This window comes from Noviherbaspirillum sp. Root189, assembly GCF_001428545.1.
In the GTDB taxonomy this organism is placed as follows: domain Bacteria; phylum Pseudomonadota; class Gammaproteobacteria; order Burkholderiales; family Burkholderiaceae_D; genus Noviherbaspirillum.
Genome location: NZ_LMHZ01000027.1, coordinates 49991 through 68459 on the forward strand (window position 1 = coordinate 49991; position 18469 = coordinate 68459).

The 18469-nt window shown below is 55.2% G+C and carries 20 protein-coding genes and 2 pseudogenes; 8 read left to right on the forward strand and 14 right to left on the reverse strand.

What is annotated here, in order from left to right:
• Positions 1 to 11 precede the first annotated feature (11 nt).
• From ASE07_RS30710 to ASE07_RS17035, 3 genes and pseudogenes are all read left to right on the forward strand, one after another.
• Positions 12 to 353 (forward strand): winged helix-turn-helix domain-containing protein (locus ASE07_RS30710; protein ID WP_442946083.1); only part of this gene is annotated, 342 nt, incomplete at its 3' end.
• 10 nt (positions 354 to 363) lie between these two features.
• Positions 364 to 594 (forward strand): helix-turn-helix domain-containing protein, encoded by a 231-nt coding sequence (locus tag ASE07_RS30715; RefSeq protein WP_442946084.1) that lies wholly within the window; start codon positions 364 to 366, stop codon positions 592 to 594.
• Positions 555 to 1079: pseudogene (locus tag ASE07_RS17035) on the forward strand (IS630 family transposase); the annotation flags it as partial. The gene ASE07_RS30715 and the pseudogene ASE07_RS17035, both read left to right, overlap by 40 nt.
• A gap of 37 nt (positions 1080 to 1116) precedes the next feature.
• Here the strand turns inward: ASE07_RS17035 and ASE07_RS17040 are convergent.
• The 8 genes from ASE07_RS17040 to ASE07_RS17075 all read right to left on the reverse strand — a co-directional run bounded on the left by ASE07_RS17040 (position 1117) and on the right by ASE07_RS17075 (position 9703).
• Positions 1117 to 2148, reverse strand: a complete 1032-nt coding sequence (locus ASE07_RS17040) for a hypothetical protein (protein ID WP_057292030.1) — start codon at positions 2146 to 2148, stop codon at positions 1117 to 1119.
• A gap of 80 nt (positions 2149 to 2228) precedes the next feature.
• Positions 2229 to 3203, reverse strand: a complete 975-nt coding sequence (locus ASE07_RS17045) for a branched-chain amino acid ABC transporter permease (RefSeq protein WP_057292031.1) — start codon at positions 3201 to 3203, stop codon at positions 2229 to 2231.
• A 10-nt stretch (positions 3204 to 3213) separates the two neighbouring features.
• On the reverse strand, positions 3214 to 4098 hold the full coding sequence (locus ASE07_RS17050) for a branched-chain amino acid ABC transporter permease (RefSeq protein ID WP_057292058.1): 885 nt from the start codon (positions 4096 to 4098) through the stop codon (positions 3214 to 3216).
• Positions 4099 to 4107: 9 nt separating this feature from the next.
• Entirely contained in the window at positions 4108 to 4818 is a 711-nt protein-coding gene (locus tag ASE07_RS17055; protein ID WP_057292032.1) for an ABC transporter ATP-binding protein, read from the reverse strand.
• A 2-nt stretch (positions 4819 to 4820) separates the two neighbouring features.
• Positions 4821 to 5591, reverse strand: coding sequence for an ABC transporter ATP-binding protein (locus ASE07_RS17060; RefSeq protein WP_057292033.1), 771 nt, complete (start codon positions 5589 to 5591; stop codon positions 4821 to 4823).
• Between the two features lie 500 nt (positions 5592 to 6091).
• Positions 6092 to 7306 carry an ABC transporter substrate-binding protein gene (locus ASE07_RS17065; protein WP_057292034.1) on the reverse strand — a complete coding sequence of 405 codons (1215 nt, stop codon included), beginning with the start codon at positions 7304 to 7306 and terminating at the stop codon, positions 6092 to 6094.
• Between the two features lie 125 nt (positions 7307 to 7431).
• The gene (locus ASE07_RS17070) at positions 7432 to 7968 is read right to left on the reverse strand and encodes a CoxG family protein (protein WP_057292035.1); all 537 of its coding nucleotides are present in this window, start codon (positions 7966 to 7968) and stop codon (positions 7432 to 7434) included.
• Positions 7969 to 8050: 82 nt separating this feature from the next.
• Positions 8051 to 9703, reverse strand: a complete 1653-nt coding sequence (locus ASE07_RS17075) for an FAD-dependent oxidoreductase (protein ID WP_057292036.1) — start codon at positions 9701 to 9703, stop codon at positions 8051 to 8053.
• A gap of 749 nt (positions 9704 to 10452) precedes the next feature.
• On the opposite strand from ASE07_RS17075, the gene ASE07_RS17080 reads away from it, so the two are divergent.
• Positions 10453 to 10938 carry a carboxymuconolactone decarboxylase family protein gene (locus ASE07_RS17080; protein ID WP_082584217.1) on the forward strand — a complete coding sequence of 162 codons (486 nt, stop codon included), beginning with the start codon at positions 10453 to 10455 and terminating at the stop codon, positions 10936 to 10938.
• A gap of 34 nt (positions 10939 to 10972) precedes the next feature.
• Entirely contained in the window at positions 10973 to 11353 is a 381-nt protein-coding gene (locus tag ASE07_RS17085) for a carboxymuconolactone decarboxylase family protein (RefSeq protein ID WP_057292038.1), read from the forward strand.
• 114 nt (positions 11354 to 11467) lie between these two features.
• Here the strand turns inward: ASE07_RS17085 and ASE07_RS17090 are convergent, their stop codons facing one another.
• Complete coding sequence (locus ASE07_RS17090; RefSeq protein WP_057292039.1) at positions 11468 to 12244, reverse strand: HpcH/HpaI aldolase family protein; 777 nt, start codon at positions 12242 to 12244, stop codon at positions 11468 to 11470.
• Positions 12245 to 12253: 9 nt separating this feature from the next.
• Positions 12254 to 12637: a cupin domain-containing protein gene (locus tag ASE07_RS17095; RefSeq protein ID WP_057292040.1), complete on the reverse strand. Its 384-nt coding sequence runs from the start codon at positions 12635 to 12637 to the stop codon at positions 12254 to 12256.
• Positions 12638 to 13033: 396 nt separating this feature from the next.
• Here ASE07_RS17095 and ASE07_RS17100 point away from each other — a divergent pair, with 396 nt between their 5' ends.
• Positions 13034 to 14431, forward strand: a complete 1398-nt coding sequence (locus tag ASE07_RS17100; RefSeq protein WP_057292041.1) for a sigma-54 interaction domain-containing protein — start codon at positions 13034 to 13036, stop codon at positions 14429 to 14431.
• A gap of 74 nt (positions 14432 to 14505) precedes the next feature.
• On the opposite strand, the gene ASE07_RS17105 is transcribed toward ASE07_RS17100, so the two are convergent.
• Together ASE07_RS17105 and ASE07_RS17115 are read right to left on the reverse strand one after the other, a co-directional pair.
• Positions 14506 to 14994 carry a cupin domain-containing protein gene (locus ASE07_RS17105; RefSeq protein WP_235548507.1) on the reverse strand — a complete coding sequence of 163 codons (489 nt, stop codon included), beginning with the start codon at positions 14992 to 14994 and terminating at the stop codon, positions 14506 to 14508.
• Positions 14995 to 15466: 472 nt separating this feature from the next.
• On the reverse strand, positions 15467 to 15727 hold the full coding sequence (locus tag ASE07_RS17115; protein WP_156396712.1) for a hypothetical protein: 261 nt from the start codon (positions 15725 to 15727) through the stop codon (positions 15467 to 15469).
• A gap of 170 nt (positions 15728 to 15897) precedes the next feature.
• Between ASE07_RS17115 and ASE07_RS28140 the strand changes: the two are divergent.
• Positions 15898 to 16668 (forward strand): annotated as a pseudogene (locus tag ASE07_RS28140) (transposase).
• Positions 16669 to 16848: 180 nt separating this feature from the next.
• Here ASE07_RS28140 and ASE07_RS17125 read toward each other — a convergent pair.
• Together ASE07_RS17125 and ASE07_RS17135 are read right to left on the reverse strand one after the other, a co-directional pair.
• Entirely contained in the window at positions 16849 to 17178 is a 330-nt protein-coding gene (locus ASE07_RS17125; RefSeq protein ID WP_057292045.1) for a DUF1353 domain-containing protein, read from the reverse strand.
• Between the two features lie 558 nt (positions 17179 to 17736).
• The gene (locus tag ASE07_RS17135) at positions 17737 to 17994 is read right to left on the reverse strand and encodes a hypothetical protein (protein ID WP_057292047.1); all 258 of its coding nucleotides are present in this window, start codon (positions 17992 to 17994) and stop codon (positions 17737 to 17739) included.
• Positions 17995 to 18028: 34 nt separating this feature from the next.
• Between ASE07_RS17135 and ASE07_RS17140 the strand changes: the two genes are divergently transcribed.
• Entirely contained in the window at positions 18029 to 18211 is a 183-nt protein-coding gene (locus tag ASE07_RS17140) for a hypothetical protein (RefSeq protein ID WP_057292048.1), read from the forward strand.
• Positions 18212 to 18469 lie beyond the last annotated feature (258 nt).

The following is an 18469-nucleotide window of genomic DNA, read 5'->3' on the forward strand; positions in this document are numbered from 1 at the left end:
ATTTTACTGCGCTGGAACAACGGCGCAAGCAAGCGGCTCAGTTGTTGGCCAAAGGAATGAGGCAGGCGGAGATTGCCCGCACACTGGGGGTGAGCCGACAAAGCGTGTCGGTATGGGCCAAAGCGCTGGAGGCTGACAGACAGGCGTGGCATCGCAAACCGCTCGGGTACCGTCCAGCTCTCGACGACGCACAACGCAAGCGGCTATGCCGGATGCTGCTGCGCGGTGCGCAGGCCAATGGATTCGACACCGACGTCTGGACATTGCGCCGGATTGCGCAGCTCATCGAGAGCGAGTTTGGCATTTCGTATTGCAAGACCAGTGTGTGGCTGGTACTGCGGGCAATGGGTTTTNGTCTGGACATTGCGCCGGATTGCGCAGCTCATCGAGAGCGAGTTTGGCATTTCGTATTGCAAGACCAGTGTGTGGCTGGTACTGCGGGCAATGGGTTTTTCCAGTCAGCGTCCCACCGGCCGCGCCGGCCAGCGTAACGAACAAGCGATACAACAGTGGCGGCTTCAACGCTGGCCGTTGCTTAAAAAAAAGCGCGCCGCGAGCGAAGAATCATCCTCTTCATCGACGAAAGTGGCGTGAGCGAGCGGCCGACTCGAATCCGGACCTGGGCGCCGAAAGGATGCACGCCGGTGCTGCGCTACAGCTTTAACTGGAAACAGTTGACGGTGATTGCTGGCCTTGGCGCACGCCGTTTCTATTTCCGCTTCGTGTACGGTCCGATCCAACAGGCAGACCTGGTGCACTTCCTGTACACGCTGCACAGGACGATTGGCCAGAAGTTGATGATCGTCTGGGATGGCCTGCCACAGCATCGCAGCAGGCAAGTCGCCGACTATCTGCACTCAACGCGGGGCAAGATCATCGTCGAGTACTTGCCTGGCTATGCGCCCGAACTCAATCCTTCCGAATACATCTGGGCTTATATGAAGCAGCGTGAAATAGGAAACCTGTGCCGCGACACGATTGGCGAAGTACGGGCATTTGTCAGCAGGCGACTCAAATCCATGCAGCGACGCGTCACCTTGATCGCAGCGTTCTGGAAGCAATCCGGCTTGATGATCTAATGTCAACTACAGAGTGAACGCTCAGTAGGCGATAAGCCTATTCTGCGCCCTTGGCTGGTTCGACTACCGCGAAGGCGAACCCCTGCAGGCATAGAGCGCAGTTCACCCTGTAGTCCATCCGATCGATGGCGTACCAGCTCCAGCTAGAGCATTTGGAGCACTTCAGCCTCATTCCGAGCTCAACGGCGCCGCGCTCGACCAGAGTCTCGAAGTTCCGCGAACGCCAGTGGTCGCCCTTGAGCGGGCCTTCCAACTTGTTCCTGAACTCTTGGTGCTGGATCGACGGCGAGATCGGCCTCCGGGTAATGCTATTGAGGAGCTTCACGATGGCCGGGTGGGCGAAGCTCCTTACTCCCCCGAATCCCTCAAGTGCCTGGATTATCTGGCTTGTGGCGCGCCCAGCGTCGGACAGGGTGGCAGTTATCCCGTGCGCTTTTAGCCACTCGTTTATGGCTACCGTCCCTGTCGCCATCTTCCATGAATAGCGGGACTCCTTGTACTGCACGAACGATACCAGCCCCTCTGTAGTGGGCAGCGTGCTCGCTCGTGGCCCGAACTTAGGAAACTTCGGTGCCCTGTAGTCGCACGGGAAGACGGTAGCGAGCTGGTCCTTAAACGTCCAGTCCCGTAACCCGACGACGTTCGCCCATCGGCTCGAATTTCCGTACTTCTCAACGAAGTCCGGATCCAAGGAGTCAAATCGGACGTACGTCTTGTCTTGCGAGAACTCCGAGTCGATAGTCGTGCTCCCGGCCGTCAGCGCCGGCCGGGGCTCCCTTACTGTGAATCCCGGCAACGGACGCCATATTGAAGGATACCAGTCCTGCCGCACATTGGCTCCTGGCACGTCGGTACAGAAATGCCGCGCGTAAAGCGGCTCGATTTCCACGGTTGGAACCGACCTAGCGAACATCGCGTTCGCGTGCATCATGACCCCGTTCGGGCTGCCAGGGTGCGGCCTGAAGTTCCTCACTATGAAATCCTTGCAGAAGCCGGACAGTTCTTCGGCCCACTGGAGCGGGATCGGAAGGACGTCCGGCCTTACTGCACACAAGTTCCAGAAATCCACGAGGTCTCGCGGCTGCGTGGCGTCCAGAACGAAAAGTGTTGGATCGTCCCGGTTGTGATAGTCGACGTCAATCTAACGTTCTAATGCTGATTCCTACGGCGTTTTGATAGAGCAAAAAATTCACCGACTAATCCTCGTCGGAACGCCAGCACGCAGATGATGAAGATGAAGCCGGTCACAATCGTGACTGACTCGCCAATCGAGCGGAACCATTCCACACTAGTCAGCACCGCCAGCCAGTTGCCCAGATCACCGAGCTTGTTTTCCAGCGCGATGATCACAATCGCACCCGCCACCGGACCAGCCAGCGTGCCCAGGCCGCCCACCAGCGTCATCAGCACCACCAGCCCCGACATGCTCCAGTGCACGTCCGTCAGGGTCTCAAAGCCCAGCACCACCGTCTTGGTTGCACCCGCCAGCCCCGACAGCGCCGCCGACAGCACAAACGCCAGCAGCTTGTAGCGGTCCACGTCATAGCCCAGCGAGGTCGCCCGCGGCTCGTTTTCCTTGATCGCCTTCATCACCTGCCCGAACGGCGAATGCACCGTGCGCACAATCACCGCAAAACCGGCAATGGCAATGGCCAGCACCACGAAGTACAGCGTCAGGTCGCTCGACAGATCAATCACGCCCAGCAGCTTGCCGCGCGGCACACTCTGCATGCCATCCTCGCCACCGGTGAACGGCGCCTGCAGGAACACGAAGAACAGCATCTGCGCCAGCGCCAGCGTGATCATGGTGAAGTAGATGCCCTGGCGGCGGATCGCCAGCAATCCCATCACCAGGCCAATCAAGGCTGCCACCAGCACCCCGGCCACCAACCCGAGTTCGAACGGCAGGCCGATGTTGCGCAGCGCATAGCCGGCAATGTAGCCAGCGCCGCCGAAGAAGGCCGCATGGCCGAACGACAGCAGTCCGGTGAAGCCGATCAACAGGTTGAGGGCGCAGGCAAATAGCGTAAAGCACAGCACCTTCATCAGAAACACCGGGTACAGCACAAAGGGCGCCGCCAGCGCGGCGGCGAGAGCGATCGAATAACCGACTTTCTTGTTCATTGACAACTCCTTATTTCTCTTTGCCGAACAAGCCAGCCGGACGGATCATCAGCACGATGGCCATGATGATGAAGACCACGGTGGCGGACAGTTCGGGGTAGAACACCCGGGTCAGGCCTTCGACGACACCCAGTCCCAGGCCGGTGATGATGGAACCCAAAATCGAGCCCATGCCGCCGATGACGACGACCGCAAACACCACGATGATGAGGTTCGAACCCATGAGCGGCGAGATCTGCACCACGGGGGCGGCGAGCACGCCGGCAAAGGCGGCCAGGGCCACGCCGAAGCCGTAGGTGAGGGTCACCATGAGGGGGACGTTGATGCCGAAGGCTTCGACCAGCTTGGGGTTTTCGGTACCGGCACGCAGGTAGGCGCCGAGCTTGGTTTTTTCGATGACGAACCAGGTTGCCAGGCAGACCGCCAGCGAGGCCGCCACCACCCAGGCACGGTACTTGGGAAGGATCATGAAGCCAAGGTTAAAGGCGCCGGCAAGCGCTTCAGGCACCGAGTAAGGCTGGCCGGAGACGCCGTAGAAGGAGCGGAACAGGCCTTCCATCATGAGCGTGATGCCGAAGGTCAGCAGCAGGCCATACAGGTGGTCGAGCTTGTACAGCCAGCGCAGCATGGTCTTTTCGATGATCATGCCGAAGATGCCCACCAGGATCGGCCCGACGACAAGCATGACCCAATAGTTGACCTCAAAGTAGTTCATCCCCATCCACGCGAGGAAGGCGCCCATCATGTAAAGCGCACCGTGTGCGAAGTTGATGACGTTGAGCAGGCCAAAGATGACCGCAAGGCCGAGCGACAGCATGGCGTAGAACGAGCCGTTGACCAAACCCAGGATGAGTTGACTCATCATAGCCTGAACTGGAATACCAAAGATTTCCATCATTTCCCCTTACACGCCCAGCAATTCATTCAGCACGGGCATCTTAGTTTCGAGTTCGAAGGAAGCGAAGCTCTCGACAATCTGACCATGCTCCATAACGTAGAACCGGTCCGCCAGGGGCGCCGCGAAACGGAAATTCTGCTCGACCATGATGATGGTGTAGCCCTTGGTCTTCAAGGTCTTGATCATGCGGGCGAGGGCCTGCACGATGACCGGGGCCAGGCCTTCAGAAATTTCATCCAGCAGCAGCATGCGCGCACCGGTGCGCAGGATGCGCGCCACCGCCAGCATCTGCTGCTCGCCGCCCGACAGGCGCGTACCCTGGCTGTTGCGGCGTTCCTTCAGATTGGGGAACATGTCGTAGATCTCTTCGATCGACATGCCCTTGTCGGTCTTCGACACCATCGGGGGCAATAACAGATTTTCTTCGGCCGACAGCGATGAAAAAATGCCCCGTTCTTCGGGGCAGTAGCCAACGCCGAGATGCGCGATCCTGTGGGTCGGCATGCCGATGGACTCGACGCCGTTGATCTTGATGGAGCCCTTGCGTGTGCCCGTCAGGCCCATGATGGCGCGCAGTGTTGTCGTGCGCCCTGCCCCATTGCGGCCCAGCAGCGTGACGACTTCACCCTGTTCCACTGAAAAATTGACGTCGTGTAGAATGTGCGATTCGCCATACCACACATGCAGGCCGGAAATCGACAGTGCTTGTGCCGCCATATTCAGTGTGCTCCTTCGAGTTCGCCGGATGTGGTGCCCATGTAGGCTTCCATCACTTGTTGATTGCTTGATACTTCGTTGTAAGTGCCTTCGGCCAGCACCGCGCCACGCTGCAGCACCGAGATGCGGTCGCAGATGCCGGACACCACGCTCATGTTGTGCTCGACCATCAGGATGGTGCGGCCGACGGCCACTTTCTTGATCAGCGCAGTGACGCGGTGCACGTCTTCATGCCCCATGCCCTGCGTCGGTTCGTCGAGCAGCATCAATTCTGGCTCCATTGCCAGCGTGGTCGCGATTTCCAGCGCCCGCTTGCGGCCATAGGGAAGATCGACCGTCATCGTGTCGGCGAATTTTTCCAGACCGACCTCGGCGAGCAATTGCATCACGCGGTCATTGAGCGCATTGAGCTTCTTCTCGCTTTTCCAGAAGTGGAAAGAATCCCCGATCGGGCGCTGCAGGCCGATACGTACGTTTTCCAGCACGGTCAGGTGCGAAAAGACCGCCGAAATCTGGAACGAGCGGATGATGCCCTGACGCGCGATCTGGGCCGGCTGGGCCATGGTGATGTCACGGCCATTGAATAGGATTTGTCCTGATGTCGGCACCAGGAACTTGGTAAGCAAATTGAAGCAGGTTGTCTTGCCGGCGCCATTCGGGCCGATCAGCGCATGAATATGCCCGCGCTGCACACGCAGACTGACGTTGTTAACCGCGGTGAATCCCTTGAATTCCTTGGTCAACTGCTTCGTCTCTAAGACCACATCGGACATGGTGTCTCCTCTATTTGAATTATCCGTCATCGTTGCCTTTCACTCGGCACGCCTAATTGACGAGAAGTTTTGCCTGTTATCCCTTAACAGTCCTAGTCCTATTAAACTTGAAGGCAAGATTTAGAAAAAATAGTTAACCGGTCGGCGGAAACATTGCTTGTGTTTTTTTACATCAGGAGACGTATCGGCTACTTGCCATCAGAGCTGTGCTCTAATTTCCTCTAGGTGGGACTCCACTAAGGTGTCAGTGATGGTTTTCATGAGACGGGATTGAAATCCAGATGAAAAACGAATTAATTTCATCATGATTCAAGTTGAGTTCATGATGCGAAGCAAAAATCCCTGCTCAGGCCTTTCATTGCGGCGCCGGCAAACAGATTAACATTTAATCAGTTCAATGGACCCGCTTAGATAACGTTATTACACAGCGCCCACTCGCACGATTTCCTATAAATAAAAGGCAGCCGCGCTTGCGCGGACTGCCTCTACTTAATGTAACATCATTTCCAGAGTGCGCATTTAGACTCTTCTTTTTTGGTAAACGCTTGTTCACCCGACACCTTCTGCACTATCTTGTAGTAGTCCCACGGATATTTCGATTCACTCGGCGACTTCACCTCCATCAGATACATTTCGTGGACCATGCGTCCGTCGGGCCGGATATAGCCGTCTTTGGCGTACATGTCGTTAATCTTGTTGCTGCGCATGTGCGTCAAGACTTTTTCGGTATCGTCAGTCCCGGTCCCTTTCACTGCGTTCAAATAATGCGTCACCGCCGAGTATTGGGCAGCCTGCACGCTGGACGGCATCTTCTTGATGGTGTTAAAGAAGCGTTTGGACCATGTCCGCGACTCTGGGCTCTGATCCCAGTACCAGTTGTCAGTTAAGTACATGCCTTTGGTGAGGTTCAGTCCCAAGGAATGGATATCCATAATAAATAACAAGGAGCCGGCAAGCTTCATGTTTTTGGTCAGGCCAAATTCATTTGCGCCTTTGATCGCATTCACCGTATCGGTACCCGCATTCGCCAGTCCTAAAATTTGTGCCTTGGATGCTTGCGCCTGTAGCAAGAACGATGAAAAATCCGACGCCGAGGCCGGGTGCCGCACGCTCCCCACCACCGTGCCACCGCTGGCCTTGATGACATCCGAGGTATCTTTCTCGGTCGATGTGCCGAATGCCGAGTCGAGCGTTAAGAAGAACCAAGATTTACCGCCCTGTTTGACGACCGCCGACCCAGACACGTTGGCGAGCGCTTTGGTATCGTACGCATAGTGGATCGTGTACGGCGTGCATTCCTCATTGGTTAAGCGCGTGGTGCCTGCGCCGTTGACGATGAACGGCTTAGCCTTTTCAGATGCGACTTTTGCCATCGCCAGATTCGCCGCGGATGCACCGCCGCCGAGCAGCAAATCGACACCGTTCCGATCGATCCACTCACGCGATTTGGTCGCCGCAATTTCGGTCTTGTTTTGATGGTCGGCATAGACGAACTCGATCTTTTTGCCGTTGACCTTGCCGCCAAAATCGGCGATTGCCATGCGAATCGCCTCGACGCCGCCGGGGCCGTCAATATCCAGATACGGTCCCGACAGATCGGTTAATAATCCGATACGAATAACATCGTCAGAAACTTGCGCAGAAACATTGCTTGCAGCGATGCCTGCGAATAATGCTGAAATTACGTAGGCGATTTTTTTTGTGTTCAGGTTCATCTCTATCTCCAAAACCATCTTGTGGTGTGTTGTATTACACGTCCCTACACTCAGCATTACCGAGTGCAAGATTTCGTGTCGGTTACTGACCCATATAAGTGAAGTTACTCTCCTGCAACCTATTGTTAAAAGATTCGTTTTGCGGTTTCAGCGATACCTGCCATCGACCATGCCGAAGGTTTGGCTGCGTTTGTTTCAACAACAGCTGGCGGCGGTGCAGCGGTCGACCGCTCTTCCAAGGCTTTTACCAGGTTTGCCGAAAACTGGTCGGTGATTTTCTTTAGCACCGGCGTGGCCATCGCTGTTAACACCTTCGCCATCGAACCGGTCGCTTCGGCCTGCAATTCGAGATGCATGACGCTTCTAGTGCCGTGCGGCTCTGAGCGGAATGTGCCGCTGCCATGAAACGGATCGAAGCGACCCTTGAGCTCAAAGCGCACTTCATGCGGTGGCAACCATTCGAGCACATGAATATCCATCACCACTGGTCGCTTGAAGGGCCCCAGATCGATCTTCAAGGTCCAGACGGAGTCGTTGGCATCGATCTCTTCATGCGAGATATAGCCGGGCATTTGGCCTGCCCAATTTCCCATATTGCTGACAAATGCCCACACGGTGTCAATATCGGTCGTTACAGTCAGTTCTCGTTTTGCGCTTAACATTACATCCACCTAAGATTAATTCTGTCAAAGTCGATCAGTCGGATCGAACACTGTTCTGGGCTCATGCACTGCGCACGCGCCATCATGTATGTTGCTTAGCGTTGTCCGCCGCGCAGATGCCTGCTATATAACCCCATGTCATGGCCGGGCCAAGTGTCGATCCGCGGCCGTAATAGCCGGGGCCGGCAATGCTCGCGGTGACGTTGCCTGCCGCATACAGACCGTCAATAGCGTTGCCGCGCACGTCGATCACCTGCGCCATGCTATTAGTCTTGGGGCCGCCTTTGGTGCCGAGCGCTCCGGTGTGCACCGGCACCGCATAAAACGGTCCTTTTTCAATCGTTCCCATGTTCGGATGCGGCGCTTCTTTGTCACCTTGGAAGCGGTCGAAATTGCTGTTGCCTTTGCCGAAGTCGAGGTCTTCGCCGTGGTGCACCATGGTGTTCCAGCGATCGACGGTTTTTTGCAAGCCGACCGGATCGATGCCAACCTTTTGCGCCAGCTCTTGCAAAGTGTCGGCGCGCGGAATCCATTCAGGGTCCGGGTCTTCCGGCATCGTGGTCCCCAGCACATAGTGCGCCCGATACTGGCTGTCTAGAATTGCCCATGCCGGCAAGTTACTGAAGTGCGGGCCGTCGGTATCGATTGCTTGAAAGGTTTTTCCGACCGAGTTGTAATTGGCGGCCTCATTGACGAAGCGTTGGCCGCGCGCATTGACCCAAATCACATGCGGCCCGTTGCGTTCGGCCGAAATCGCGCGGCTGAGCGGACGTTCTTCGTAGGTCTCGCCTGGAATCATGAACGAGGGGAAATGCCATACTTCGCTCATATTCGCCAGATCAGCGCCGACTTCCATCGCCATTAGTAATCCATCGCCTTCATTGAAGGGTGGCGTATTCGGGTTTTCGATAACGCCAGGAATATATTGGGCCTTAAGCTTTTCATTCCATTCAAAACCGGCTGTAGCCAACACCACGCCGCCTTTGGCTCGGATGCGCATCGGCTTATTAGCTTGCTCCGCCTGAATACCGATGACGGTTTTGTTTTCTGTAATTAATTGTTTAGCGCGTGTCTCTAACAAAATCGGAATTTCCCTGTCCAGCACGCCACGCAATAACCCTACCACTAAAGCTTGACCCAAGGTGACGATGCCTTTTTCCATACGCTCGACCGCCAAGTCCTGCGGAATCAGCCAAGGCCGATAAAAGGCGTCAAAGGTGCCGAATGCTTCCTGGCGCGTGATGGGCAGCGAGAATGCGCCCGGCAAGCGCAGCTTCGATTGCCACTCGCCTAGTAAATTGGTGTCGAACGGCTCGGGCTCGATTGAGCGGCCTTTTAGCTTGCCGCCCTCGACTTCAGGATGATAATCGGGCGCCGTCATCGCCGAGAATTTGAGCGGTGTACGGTCTTCCAGATAACGAATCATATTGGCTGCGGTATCGACGAAGGTCTCGATCAACTTTTCATCGACGCGGCCCATCGCCAGCGCTTTGCAGTAGGCAAGCGCATCATCGCGCGAGTCGTCGGCGTCCAATTCATACATATGATTATTCATTGGGATCCAGATGCCGCCGCCGGACACTGCGGTGGTGCCGCCGATTTGGTCGGTACGCTCGATGATCACGACTTTGGCGCCGTGATCATGTGCCAGGATTGCCGCTGTCATGCCGGCGGCGCCTGAGCCTACCACCACTACGTCCGCTTCCTGGTCCCATTGCTTGCTTTCGTTTGTCATGTCATCTCCGCCTAAGTTGGAGCTACGTTGTAGTAGCCATATCTCTCTCGTCTATCCGAATCGCTTGGTTCCGGAGAAAAAAAGATTTGTGTATCGCAAACAGGGTTGAGCAAGATGCGGGCCATGCCGAATCCAAGCATGTTTCGACGGGCGATTGCAGTGGCCAAGGTTAAACCGTGTAATCTGGATACGAACGTTTAACGCGGCTATTTCATTTGTAAACAATTGGCGAGGTCACGCATCGGCCCCGGCGCCTCATACAGCCGAGGGCGCGAGATTAGCTGTTCCGGTTTGGGCGTGAATTGAATTATGAAATCGTTTCGACCATGTGCTGACGAACTCCGGGAATGGTGGCCTTTATGGCGGTTTGTTTTTATTCGGATACACAAGGGACGAACATTGTTTACCTAGTAAACACTCGCGGGTTTTGCAGTAGGCCGGCGCTTCCAGCGCGAGGCCATTGAACGACCATCGTCGTTATCAACTTGCGAACAGATTCAATGCTATGCAACTATGCCCCCAAGCGTGCGGCGCCCGATGTTTCATGCACATGAATACGCGCGCTAGAGGACCAGTCTCTGCATGATTGCCTCCCACACAATGCGATGGCTCGGGACTTGCTTAGAAGGGAATACCTGTCGATTAACGGCCGCGATGCCGGTCGAAGTTTTCGAAAGAGTAAGCGGCCGACGGCCCTGTTAGGGGCCCGGCGGTCTTCATTAAATAAATAGCGAGGCAAAGGTATCACCATGGCAAACGACAACCCAGCTATGTCTCATAGCCTGCACGTCAGCGAATTCAATCAGGATTTTCTTTCGAAGCCGTATGAGACGCCGTACCGCATGTATATCGATGGATTCAGTGCTGAATTCCTCGACGACTCCCTGACGAAGATTCAACACAAACTCTTCGGACCCTGGGGCCTGATTGGCGACAAGGGTGGCAATAGCGAATTCGCCGACCGCTGCAGCGTCTACATCTTTGGGCAGATCTATGGTCGCGGCGGCCTCGATCTGAAAACCCGTGGTTTTCTTGTGCTCGCTGCGCTGTCTGTCTTGCAGAAAGAAAACGTGATCCCGACCTGGACCAACGCTTGTCTAAATCTCGGCTGGACCGAGGGTGAACTCAACGAACTTGGCGCATTGGTGTCGCATGTCGGTGGTTTCCCGCCATCGCGCGCCGCACTGATGATTTACGAAGACGTGTTTGCAAAACGTAAGGCCGCCGGCAAGTAATCGGCCCGCCCAGTACTCTTATTAAGGAAAAATCATGACGCAATACAGCCAGCTTTATCAACAGGGGCGCGATTTGGCAACGCAACTATTCGGCGACCCGGACGGCGATTTGACCGGCATGCCGGACGGCTTGGACGACGACTACAAGAAAGAAATGGTGTCCTGGGTGTTCGGCTATCTGCTGACCGAGCGTTCGCTCGTCCCGCTAAAAACAAAGGTGCTTTCAATCGTCGCCATGAGTGCCGTTTATGGCCAGTACGATATGATGCGGCGCTGGTTGATCGCTGCAAAGAACAGCGGCAATACCCGCGTGGAAGTGCAAGAAGCGATCATTACCATGTCCATGTATGGCGGCTGGCCCAGAGCGCGCGAAGCATTGACTATTTTTGCTGAGAGCTGGCCGCTAGAGTCCTAATCAGTCTTGCCGGTACCGTCGTGCGCGCCTTGCGTTCAAGGCCCGTACAGGTCAGCGGCGCAGCGATTGCATCGTAACTGCAATCGCTGCGCCTACCTATTGGACGCGCGTGGACTATTTGCGAAAGCCGGCCGCTATGGCCGACATTTGTGTTTTTAGCAGTGCCTGATCCGAGCCGATCACAAACAAGCTAACGCCCATTACTTCATAGCGCGCGAGCTCGTCCAAGTTCGGCAGAAAGATGCCGATTGCACGATGCGCGGCATTGCATGCCCGGCAAACGGTTTCGACAATGCGGTCAAGTTGCTCGCGTTGTTCAAGACTGCCGTCGATCAAGCCGTACGATACCGCGAGATCGGCTTTACCAATGAAAAGGCAGTCAATGTCATCAAGCGCAGCGATCTGCTCAATATTCTCCACCGCTTCTTTGTCCTCGATCTGGCAAATCAAGACCGCGTTCCTATCCGCTTCAGGGATCAATTCAGCCATGCCAAGCTTGCCGTATCCGCCCGCGCGCGGCGAATTGGAAAAGCCGCGTCCGCTTCTTTCACCGGCGCGGTAGCGCGTGGCGGCATACGTGTGGATGACTTCCTCGGGCGTACGCATATGCGGCGCGACGATGCCGGTTGCGCCGATGTCAAGCGCATGGAGAATCGTGGATGGCTGGCTGTCGGCAATGCGTATTAATGCCGGCAACTGCGATGCACGCGCTGCGAGCACTGCGGCATCCAGTGTCATGCGGTCGAACGGCGCATGTTCGGCGTCGATCAGCGCGAAATCTGGGCCGGCGGACGCCAGCACTTCGACCACTTGGTATGCCGGCGTCTTAATGAACGTGCCGAGCAGACGCTCACGGCTGCGCACCCTGGCGCGAAAGCTATTCGGATTCATGTTGCGCGCTCATTCCTGTTGCGCTTGCGTATTAGTCGCATCGGCGGTCTGATACTCGACCAAGTGCTTGTAGTCGTCACGCACCGGCGAGAACACGTCTAGATTCAATGCCACTTCATCGCTGGTGGGCTCGACGTAATGCACCGTATGCGGCGGCACCACTAGCATCGAACCTGGTGTCATTTCGAACACCTGATCGCCGACGTGGTAGTTGAAGCGCCCCTCGATGCAAATCGCGAGCTGCTCGAAGTCGTGCGTATGTGGATTGATCTTGATGTCCGGCTCCACCCAGTTCATCACTACGATCGCGTTTTCGCCGCGGAATCCGCAACGCTCCACGCCTTTACGCACGACCTCGCGCGGCAGGCTATTCCAGTTATACATCTTAGTCATCGTGTCTCCGTAAACAATCATATTGCATTAAATAACCGGCAGCGCATCTCCAAACTGGCCGTCGGGCGCAAGTAAAAGCGCTCGTACAATAAGCAAGTCCTGGGCCACAAATTTGGATCGGCTTTAACTGAGGATTAAGCGAGCGCGGTAAAAATATGCGCTCCAAACGCAGGTGGACCACCACTACAAATTGATATCAGCCTCAACACACTATTCGATGACCGCTTACGCTAAACTTAGCTAGTTATACCAATAGTTGACACCACGTAATTTTTGATGCGTTTCATTGGTTACCAGAAATATTGTTGAACGATCATCAGCGGATTGGTCCAACCAAAGGTTACGATTCAGCTCGTATGCGGATATGCGACTTAACATATGAAAACAGGAGACAACATGGGTCAGGAAACTGGTTCCGTTTCTAACGAGAGCGCATCCTCCTTGCTTGAGAATATTCCTTTCGACCTCGTCGTCGCTTCAATGTCGAATGCAGTCGTAGTCGTTGATCGCGACGGCACGATCGTCTATGTTAATCCTGCCTATACGCGCATCATGGACTTGGGATCCGAAGAGGTGATCGGTCGCAATTTGCGCGATGTAACCCCCGATGCGCGCACCTTGAAGGTACTCAAGACCAGGCAAGCCATTACGTGGGATTCGTTTTATTCGGAAAAGCTCGGTCTGGACCTTGTGCTCAGCGCGAACCCGATCGTCCGAGATGGCGAAATGGTCGGCGTCGTAACCGTGTTTCTAAACTCCAAAGAGTTGATGGAGCTGTACGGCGCCTACCGGCGCGCCCATGGGTTGGCAAATTACTATCAGGGTCTGTTATTGCGAGAACATGTGCATGCTGGCTCATTCGCCAACGTCATTGGCGCCAGTACCGCGCTGACGCAGGTCATTGGCATGGCGCGACGCGTGGCGGAAACAGACGCCACGGTTCTGATTACCGGTGAAAGTGGCGTCGGCAAGGATGTATTGGCGCAGGCGATACGGCGAGCCAGTCATCGGCGCGACAAGGCATTCATCGCGGTGAACTGTGCTGCCATTCCCGATAGCTTATTGGAAAGCGAATTGTTCGGTTTTTCTTCGGGGGCCTTTACAGGCGCCGCACGGGGCGGCAAAGTCGGAAAATTCGAGCTTGCCGAGGGCGGTACGATATTTCTGGATGAAGTTGGCGATATGAGCGCGTCGATGCAATCGAAACTGTTGCGGGTCCTGCAGGACAAGGAAATCGAAAAAGTCGGCGGTACGCGCGTTACTAAAGTCGACGTGCGCGTGATCGCTGCAACCAACTGTAAGCTAGAGCTGATGGTCAAGGAAAGTAAGTTTCGCGAAGATTTGTTTTACCGCTTAAATGTATTCCCGCTGCATTTGCCACCGCTGCGTGAGCGTAAGGAAGATATCCCGGTACTAGCCTTGCACTTTTTGGCGCAATTTTGCGAGGCGTATAAGCGCAAATTGATTATGGCGCCGGAAGCGATCGAACTGTTGCAACGCAGCGACTGGCCCGGGAATATCCGTCAGCTTCGCAACTCGATTGAGCGTGCAGTCATCTTATGCGATTCGGACGTGGTTTTACCGGAGCATTTTGTTGACCTGAATGCAGCGGCGCAACCGGCACCCGACATGAACGAACAAGGCAGCCTCAAGGGTGAGATCAAAAAGATCGAACGCAAATTATACGAAGATGCGTTGTCTAGCAGCGGCGGCAATAAATCGCTGGCGATGAAAAAGGTCGGCGTTAGCCGCCGAACTTTTTATAAGCGGCTACATGAGCTCGATCTGCTTTAATGCCTTCGAGCCCGGCCTATGCTTAATTGCAAGCGGCATGCCTGTGTGCTTTTGAATATTATGCTCGGACTGCTCTAGAGAGGCTCGCCGGTTAATGCCGTCGCAAAATCGGCAGGCGATACGATTTCGAGCACTTCAAAGTCATCGCTATGCTCTAGTTCGCGATGACGAATATCCGAAGGCTGATATACCGACGAGCCAACCCCCATTTTCACGACACCGATATCTTCGTATTCGAACACGACCCATCCGCGCAGAACAAAAAACAATTGGAAGCCAAGGGTATGCGTGTGCCATTGCGGTTTAAAAGGGATACCGGGCACTGCCTGGATCACATGTGCCGCAAATGCACCGTTAGTCGCTTCCTTAGTGCCTGTATCGCGGTACTTAAAATATGGGCGCAAGCCGACTTCAAAATCGGAACCGTCCGGTGCCGGGTGAACGACGATTGTGCGGCCTTCTACTTTTTTTTGCTGAGTCATGAAGTATCTCCGTTGAATGATAAATGCCGTCAGCCCGCCACCTGCAAGCAAGCTCATCGGTGGCGCGACATCACGCTGCATTGCATGCTACTCCAGCAAAAGGCATGCCACGACGATACTACCGGAACGCGCGCATTTTGAGCCGACAAAAAGGGTTTTTCACGGCTGGCACTGTTTAGATGTCTACTATCTGGTGGAACCAGGGATACAACAGTATTCATTGTATACACCGACGACGAAATGAGATGCCGCCGACCTGCCGGTCAGACCGCGACCCTTTGTGCGGATTAGTGAGACGGCAAGAAAAAGCAACCGATGCTCGGCTGCGTGCGAACTCTTTCGCCCGCAGCCCGCACAAGGCACTGGCGGGCCGGGGTCGCCCGCATAAGCCGCCGCAAGTAAAACCTAGAAACCTGCTGTAAACCAGCCACCACCGGTGGGCTAGCGGGCAGAATTTTTCGTTGCCTGTCGTTCAGCAAGTCGGTGAGGACGCTGGCTACGGCGATGACGGTCATGCTAATCCTGGCCAAGCCATCCGGTTGATGGCCCAATGCTACCAGCCGACGAGCGCCGCAATGCCAATCTGCGCATAGGTAAATGGCATCATGGCGACCGTCCCGGCCGGACCGGCCGTACCGAACGCCAAGATCAATAGAAGGTGGCACACCGTGCCGAGAACGCCGATCCCAACGAGCGCCCTGAAACTGCCAGGGCTGTGCTGATTGCTGTGACAGGCTATAGACAAGACGATGATCGCAAAAAAACAGTAACTGCGGGAATTGATTTTGCCGGACGCGTGATCGAAAGCACCCATGCAAAGCTTGCACTTGGCGATTTTGTAGTGCATAACGGCTAGGGGCGAGACGAGTTAAGCTCGAAAGTGGTGTACGTGGCAGAATCTGAAGCAGGAGGAAGGCGGTGGAGATTTTTGTTGGACAATTTGATTGTCGAAGTCAAAATCAACCAACAAAGGACACCTCCACCATGGAGAAGGATAAGCAAGAAACGGCAAATGGTCTACCGGAAATCGGTGTTGGCCTGGACGAACTGGTGCGCGGTGGGGCACGCCAAGTCATCCAGCAAGCCATCGAGGCCGAGCTGGCCCAGTTACTGGAACAGTATGCCAATGTAAAGACGCTGTCGGGCCGGTGGCCGTCAAAGTGCCCAAGGTACGCGACCGTAGTGGCATGGGAGTCAAGTTCGATTCGTCGGTTGTACCGCCCCACGTGCGCAAGTCACCCCGCGTGTCTGCGGCGTTGCCGTGGCTGTACCTCAAAGGCATCTCGACGGGTGACATGAGCGACGCCTTGCCGGCATCACAGCAGGCCAAAGCGAAGGTCGGCATGCAAGACATCTTTATGGCCGCCACCAGAGACGATGCCATGGCGGCGTTCAACCGGTTCATCACTACTTATGGAGCGAAGTATCCGAAAGCGACCGACAAGCTCGTTCAGGACAAGGCCAGTCTGCTGGCGTTTTATGACTTCCCGGCCGAGCACATGGCAGCATGTGCGCACCACCAACCCCATTGATTCGAGGTTTGCGACGGTAAGGCATCGCACTACACGCTCGCGCAATTGCCTGTCACGGGCGACGTTCCTGGGGCTGGCGTTCAAGCTGATGGAAGAAGCAGAGAAATCCTGGCGCAGGATTCGCGGCGCTGACAAGATAGAACCACTACTTGACGGCGTGTCGTTCAAAGATGGAATACCGGTGCAAGACGATCCACCGGAACAACGAAAACTCGCCGCCTGAAACACTATGCTTTAGACGCCGTGTACACCAGTATTGACTTTAGCTCTCAGGAATGCCCATGCGGCGCGAAGTTCAAATATGCACCTCATCCTTATGTCGACAATGTGCTTCATTCTGCTCCTGACGACGAGAGTTCATAGTTAATAGTATTTCAAGTCGGAGGCTTAGCCTTCCTAAACTTCAACGGTGTTGTGGGATCAGATTGCGTTGGCCGAGGCTCTTCCCAGTGAGATCCGCCGAACAGACGCACGCCGAGCCACATTGGCCACCGGTGCCACGCCCAGATCCCTTCGCTTTCATAGTCTCGGCGAACACCTCATCTGCGATCTTTCGGGATACTAGGCGCGTGGTGTACAGGTAGTCATGGACAAGAGCTGCCTCATCCGCTACACCACCGAAGAGCATGTAAGCCAGGGGCAGACGCGGAACGCTCGCCAGATCGGTGCGGAAGCTCTCAGGAGCGGTAAAGGTTTGCTTGGCAACGTCCAACTCGTATTCAATGGCCGACATCACAATCTTCTGGCCGCTACCATCGGGAGCGTATTCCAGCCGAAGCGGAGTCAAAAAGCGGGCCGTCGTTTTGCAGGCTCCGCAGGTTTATTTGCGCGCTCCAAGTCGGCGAGCAAGTTATCCGTTGCGTAGCTGGCTGCCCACTGAAATCGGATCTGCCTCCGTAGTTGGATGAAAGAGATCGTAGCCGCCTCATTGAGTGCTCCGCCTTTTCGATATGAGCTCATCAATGAATCGTTTCGCGCTTGCGTGTGCGAATTCCCTCGCCCTAGGCTCACTTTCGAACTCTTCGGGCGACTGTATATAAGGAAAATCCTTTGTGAAAGATCCATCGGGAGATTTTTTGAACGTAACGAATTCTCCGACCCACGCTCCATTGGAATCAATAGTCGCTCCAATTTCGTATTCAACCCCTCGGTATTCGTGTCGCTTCGACATTTTTACCTCCATCGCCTTGTGAGTATCCGTGCATGAAAAAGCGCCCTATTCTTTTCGGCACCCCGATGGTGCTCCTTATCCTCGCCGGATTGAAGATCCGGATGCGGTGGGTCATGACGTTTAAGTTCTGCCACACAGGGAGCGAGCAATTAAGAATGGTATTGAACAAACCGATGCAAGTCGAGCCTTGACATCGTCGAGGTAGGAAAGAGCGCTCTGCCATTCGTCAATCTCGCCACGGGTTGGATTGCGGGCCTGACCTTGATCGCTCAGCGTAGCGAATTTGCGATGCACTGGGATGCGAGCTCTAAGCTCCACCATCTTCGCGGCCTCAAACTCAACGCAGAGATCTTCCCATTGCCGCCAGACATCGACCATGATCACCTCCGTCGGTATGTGAGGAGATCCTAACATGAAAGATCGCCCTATCCTTTTTAGCGCGGCGATGGTGCTCGCCTTGCTTGACGGGACCAAGACGAGGACGCGGCGCAAAAGAAAAACAAACCAGCTCGGGCTGTATTCGAAAAAGCAAGCCAGGCTTTACCCAAAGCATGGAGCGTTCTACTACGTCCATAAGGACAACCGCTGGGAGTGACTGGGGACGGACCTTGCTGAGGCAAAAGCCAAGGCCGAGCATTACAACGACGCAACAGGCACCTTTGGAAGGGGTGCCCTCGTTTTTGGTGCAATTTGCGACGGTAGACGGACCGGCGGATCTTGGACCGGCTATCCTTCCTCGCGAAGCCGCAATAGGTCACGCCAAGGCGTCTTTCATTGACCTTTATTTCGCTAGCCGAACCTTGGGCCGAACGCCGCTTTGTCATCATTACCCGCGGCCAGTCGGCCGATTCAG

Excerpts from the sequence above, each read along its gene's own strand:
- ASE07_RS17080 (WP_082584217.1), top strand. The coding sequence starts at position 10,453 with ATGGCAAACGACAACCCAGCTATGTCTCATAGCCTGCACGTCAGCGAA.
- ASE07_RS17050 (WP_057292058.1), bottom strand. The coding sequence starts at position 4,098 with ATGGAAATCTTTGGTATTCCAGTTCAGGCTATGATGAGTCAACTCATC.
- ASE07_RS17125 (WP_057292045.1), bottom strand. The coding sequence starts at position 17,178 with ATGTCGGCCATTGAATACGAGTTGGACGTTGCCAAGCAAACCTTTACC.
- ASE07_RS17140 (WP_057292048.1), top strand. The coding sequence starts at position 18,029 with ATGAAAGATCGCCCTATCCTTTTTAGCGCGGCGATGGTGCTCGCCTTG.
- ASE07_RS17065 (WP_057292034.1), bottom strand. The coding sequence starts at position 7,306 with ATGAACCTGAACACAAAAAAAATCGCCTACGTAATTTCAGCATTATTC.
- ASE07_RS17095 (WP_057292040.1), bottom strand. The coding sequence starts at position 12,637 with ATGACTAAGATGTATAACTGGAATAGCCTGCCGCGCGAGGTCGTGCGT.
- ASE07_RS17115 (WP_156396712.1), bottom strand. The coding sequence starts at position 15,727 with ATGGGTGCTTTCGATCACGCGTCCGGCAAAATCAATTCCCGCAGTTAC.
- ASE07_RS17060 (WP_057292033.1), bottom strand. The coding sequence starts at position 5,591 with ATGTCCGATGTGGTCTTAGAGACGAAGCAGTTGACCAAGGAATTCAAG.
- ASE07_RS17055 (WP_057292032.1), bottom strand. The coding sequence starts at position 4,818 with ATGGCGGCACAAGCACTGTCGATTTCCGGCCTGCATGTGTGGTATGGC.
- ASE07_RS17090 (WP_057292039.1), bottom strand. The coding sequence starts at position 12,244 with ATGAATCCGAATAGCTTTCGCGCCAGGGTGCGCAGCCGTGAGCGTCTG.
- ASE07_RS17075 (WP_057292036.1), bottom strand. The coding sequence starts at position 9,703 with ATGACAAACGAAAGCAAGCAATGGGACCAGGAAGCGGACGTAGTGGTG.
- ASE07_RS17085 (WP_057292038.1), top strand. The coding sequence starts at position 10,973 with ATGACGCAATACAGCCAGCTTTATCAACAGGGGCGCGATTTGGCAACG.
- ASE07_RS17070 (WP_057292035.1), bottom strand. The coding sequence starts at position 7,968 with ATGTTAAGCGCAAAACGAGAACTGACTGTAACGACCGATATTGACACC.
- ASE07_RS17135 (WP_057292047.1), bottom strand. The coding sequence starts at position 17,994 with ATGGTCGATGTCTGGCGGCAATGGGAAGATCTCTGCGTTGAGTTTGAG.
- ASE07_RS17105 (WP_235548507.1), bottom strand. The coding sequence starts at position 14,994 with ATGCAGCGTGATGTCGCGCCACCGATGAGCTTGCTTGCAGGTGGCGGG.
- ASE07_RS17100 (WP_057292041.1), top strand. The coding sequence starts at position 13,034 with ATGGGTCAGGAAACTGGTTCCGTTTCTAACGAGAGCGCATCCTCCTTG.
- ASE07_RS17045 (WP_057292031.1), bottom strand. The coding sequence starts at position 3,203 with ATGAACAAGAAAGTCGGTTATTCGATCGCTCTCGCCGCCGCGCTGGCG.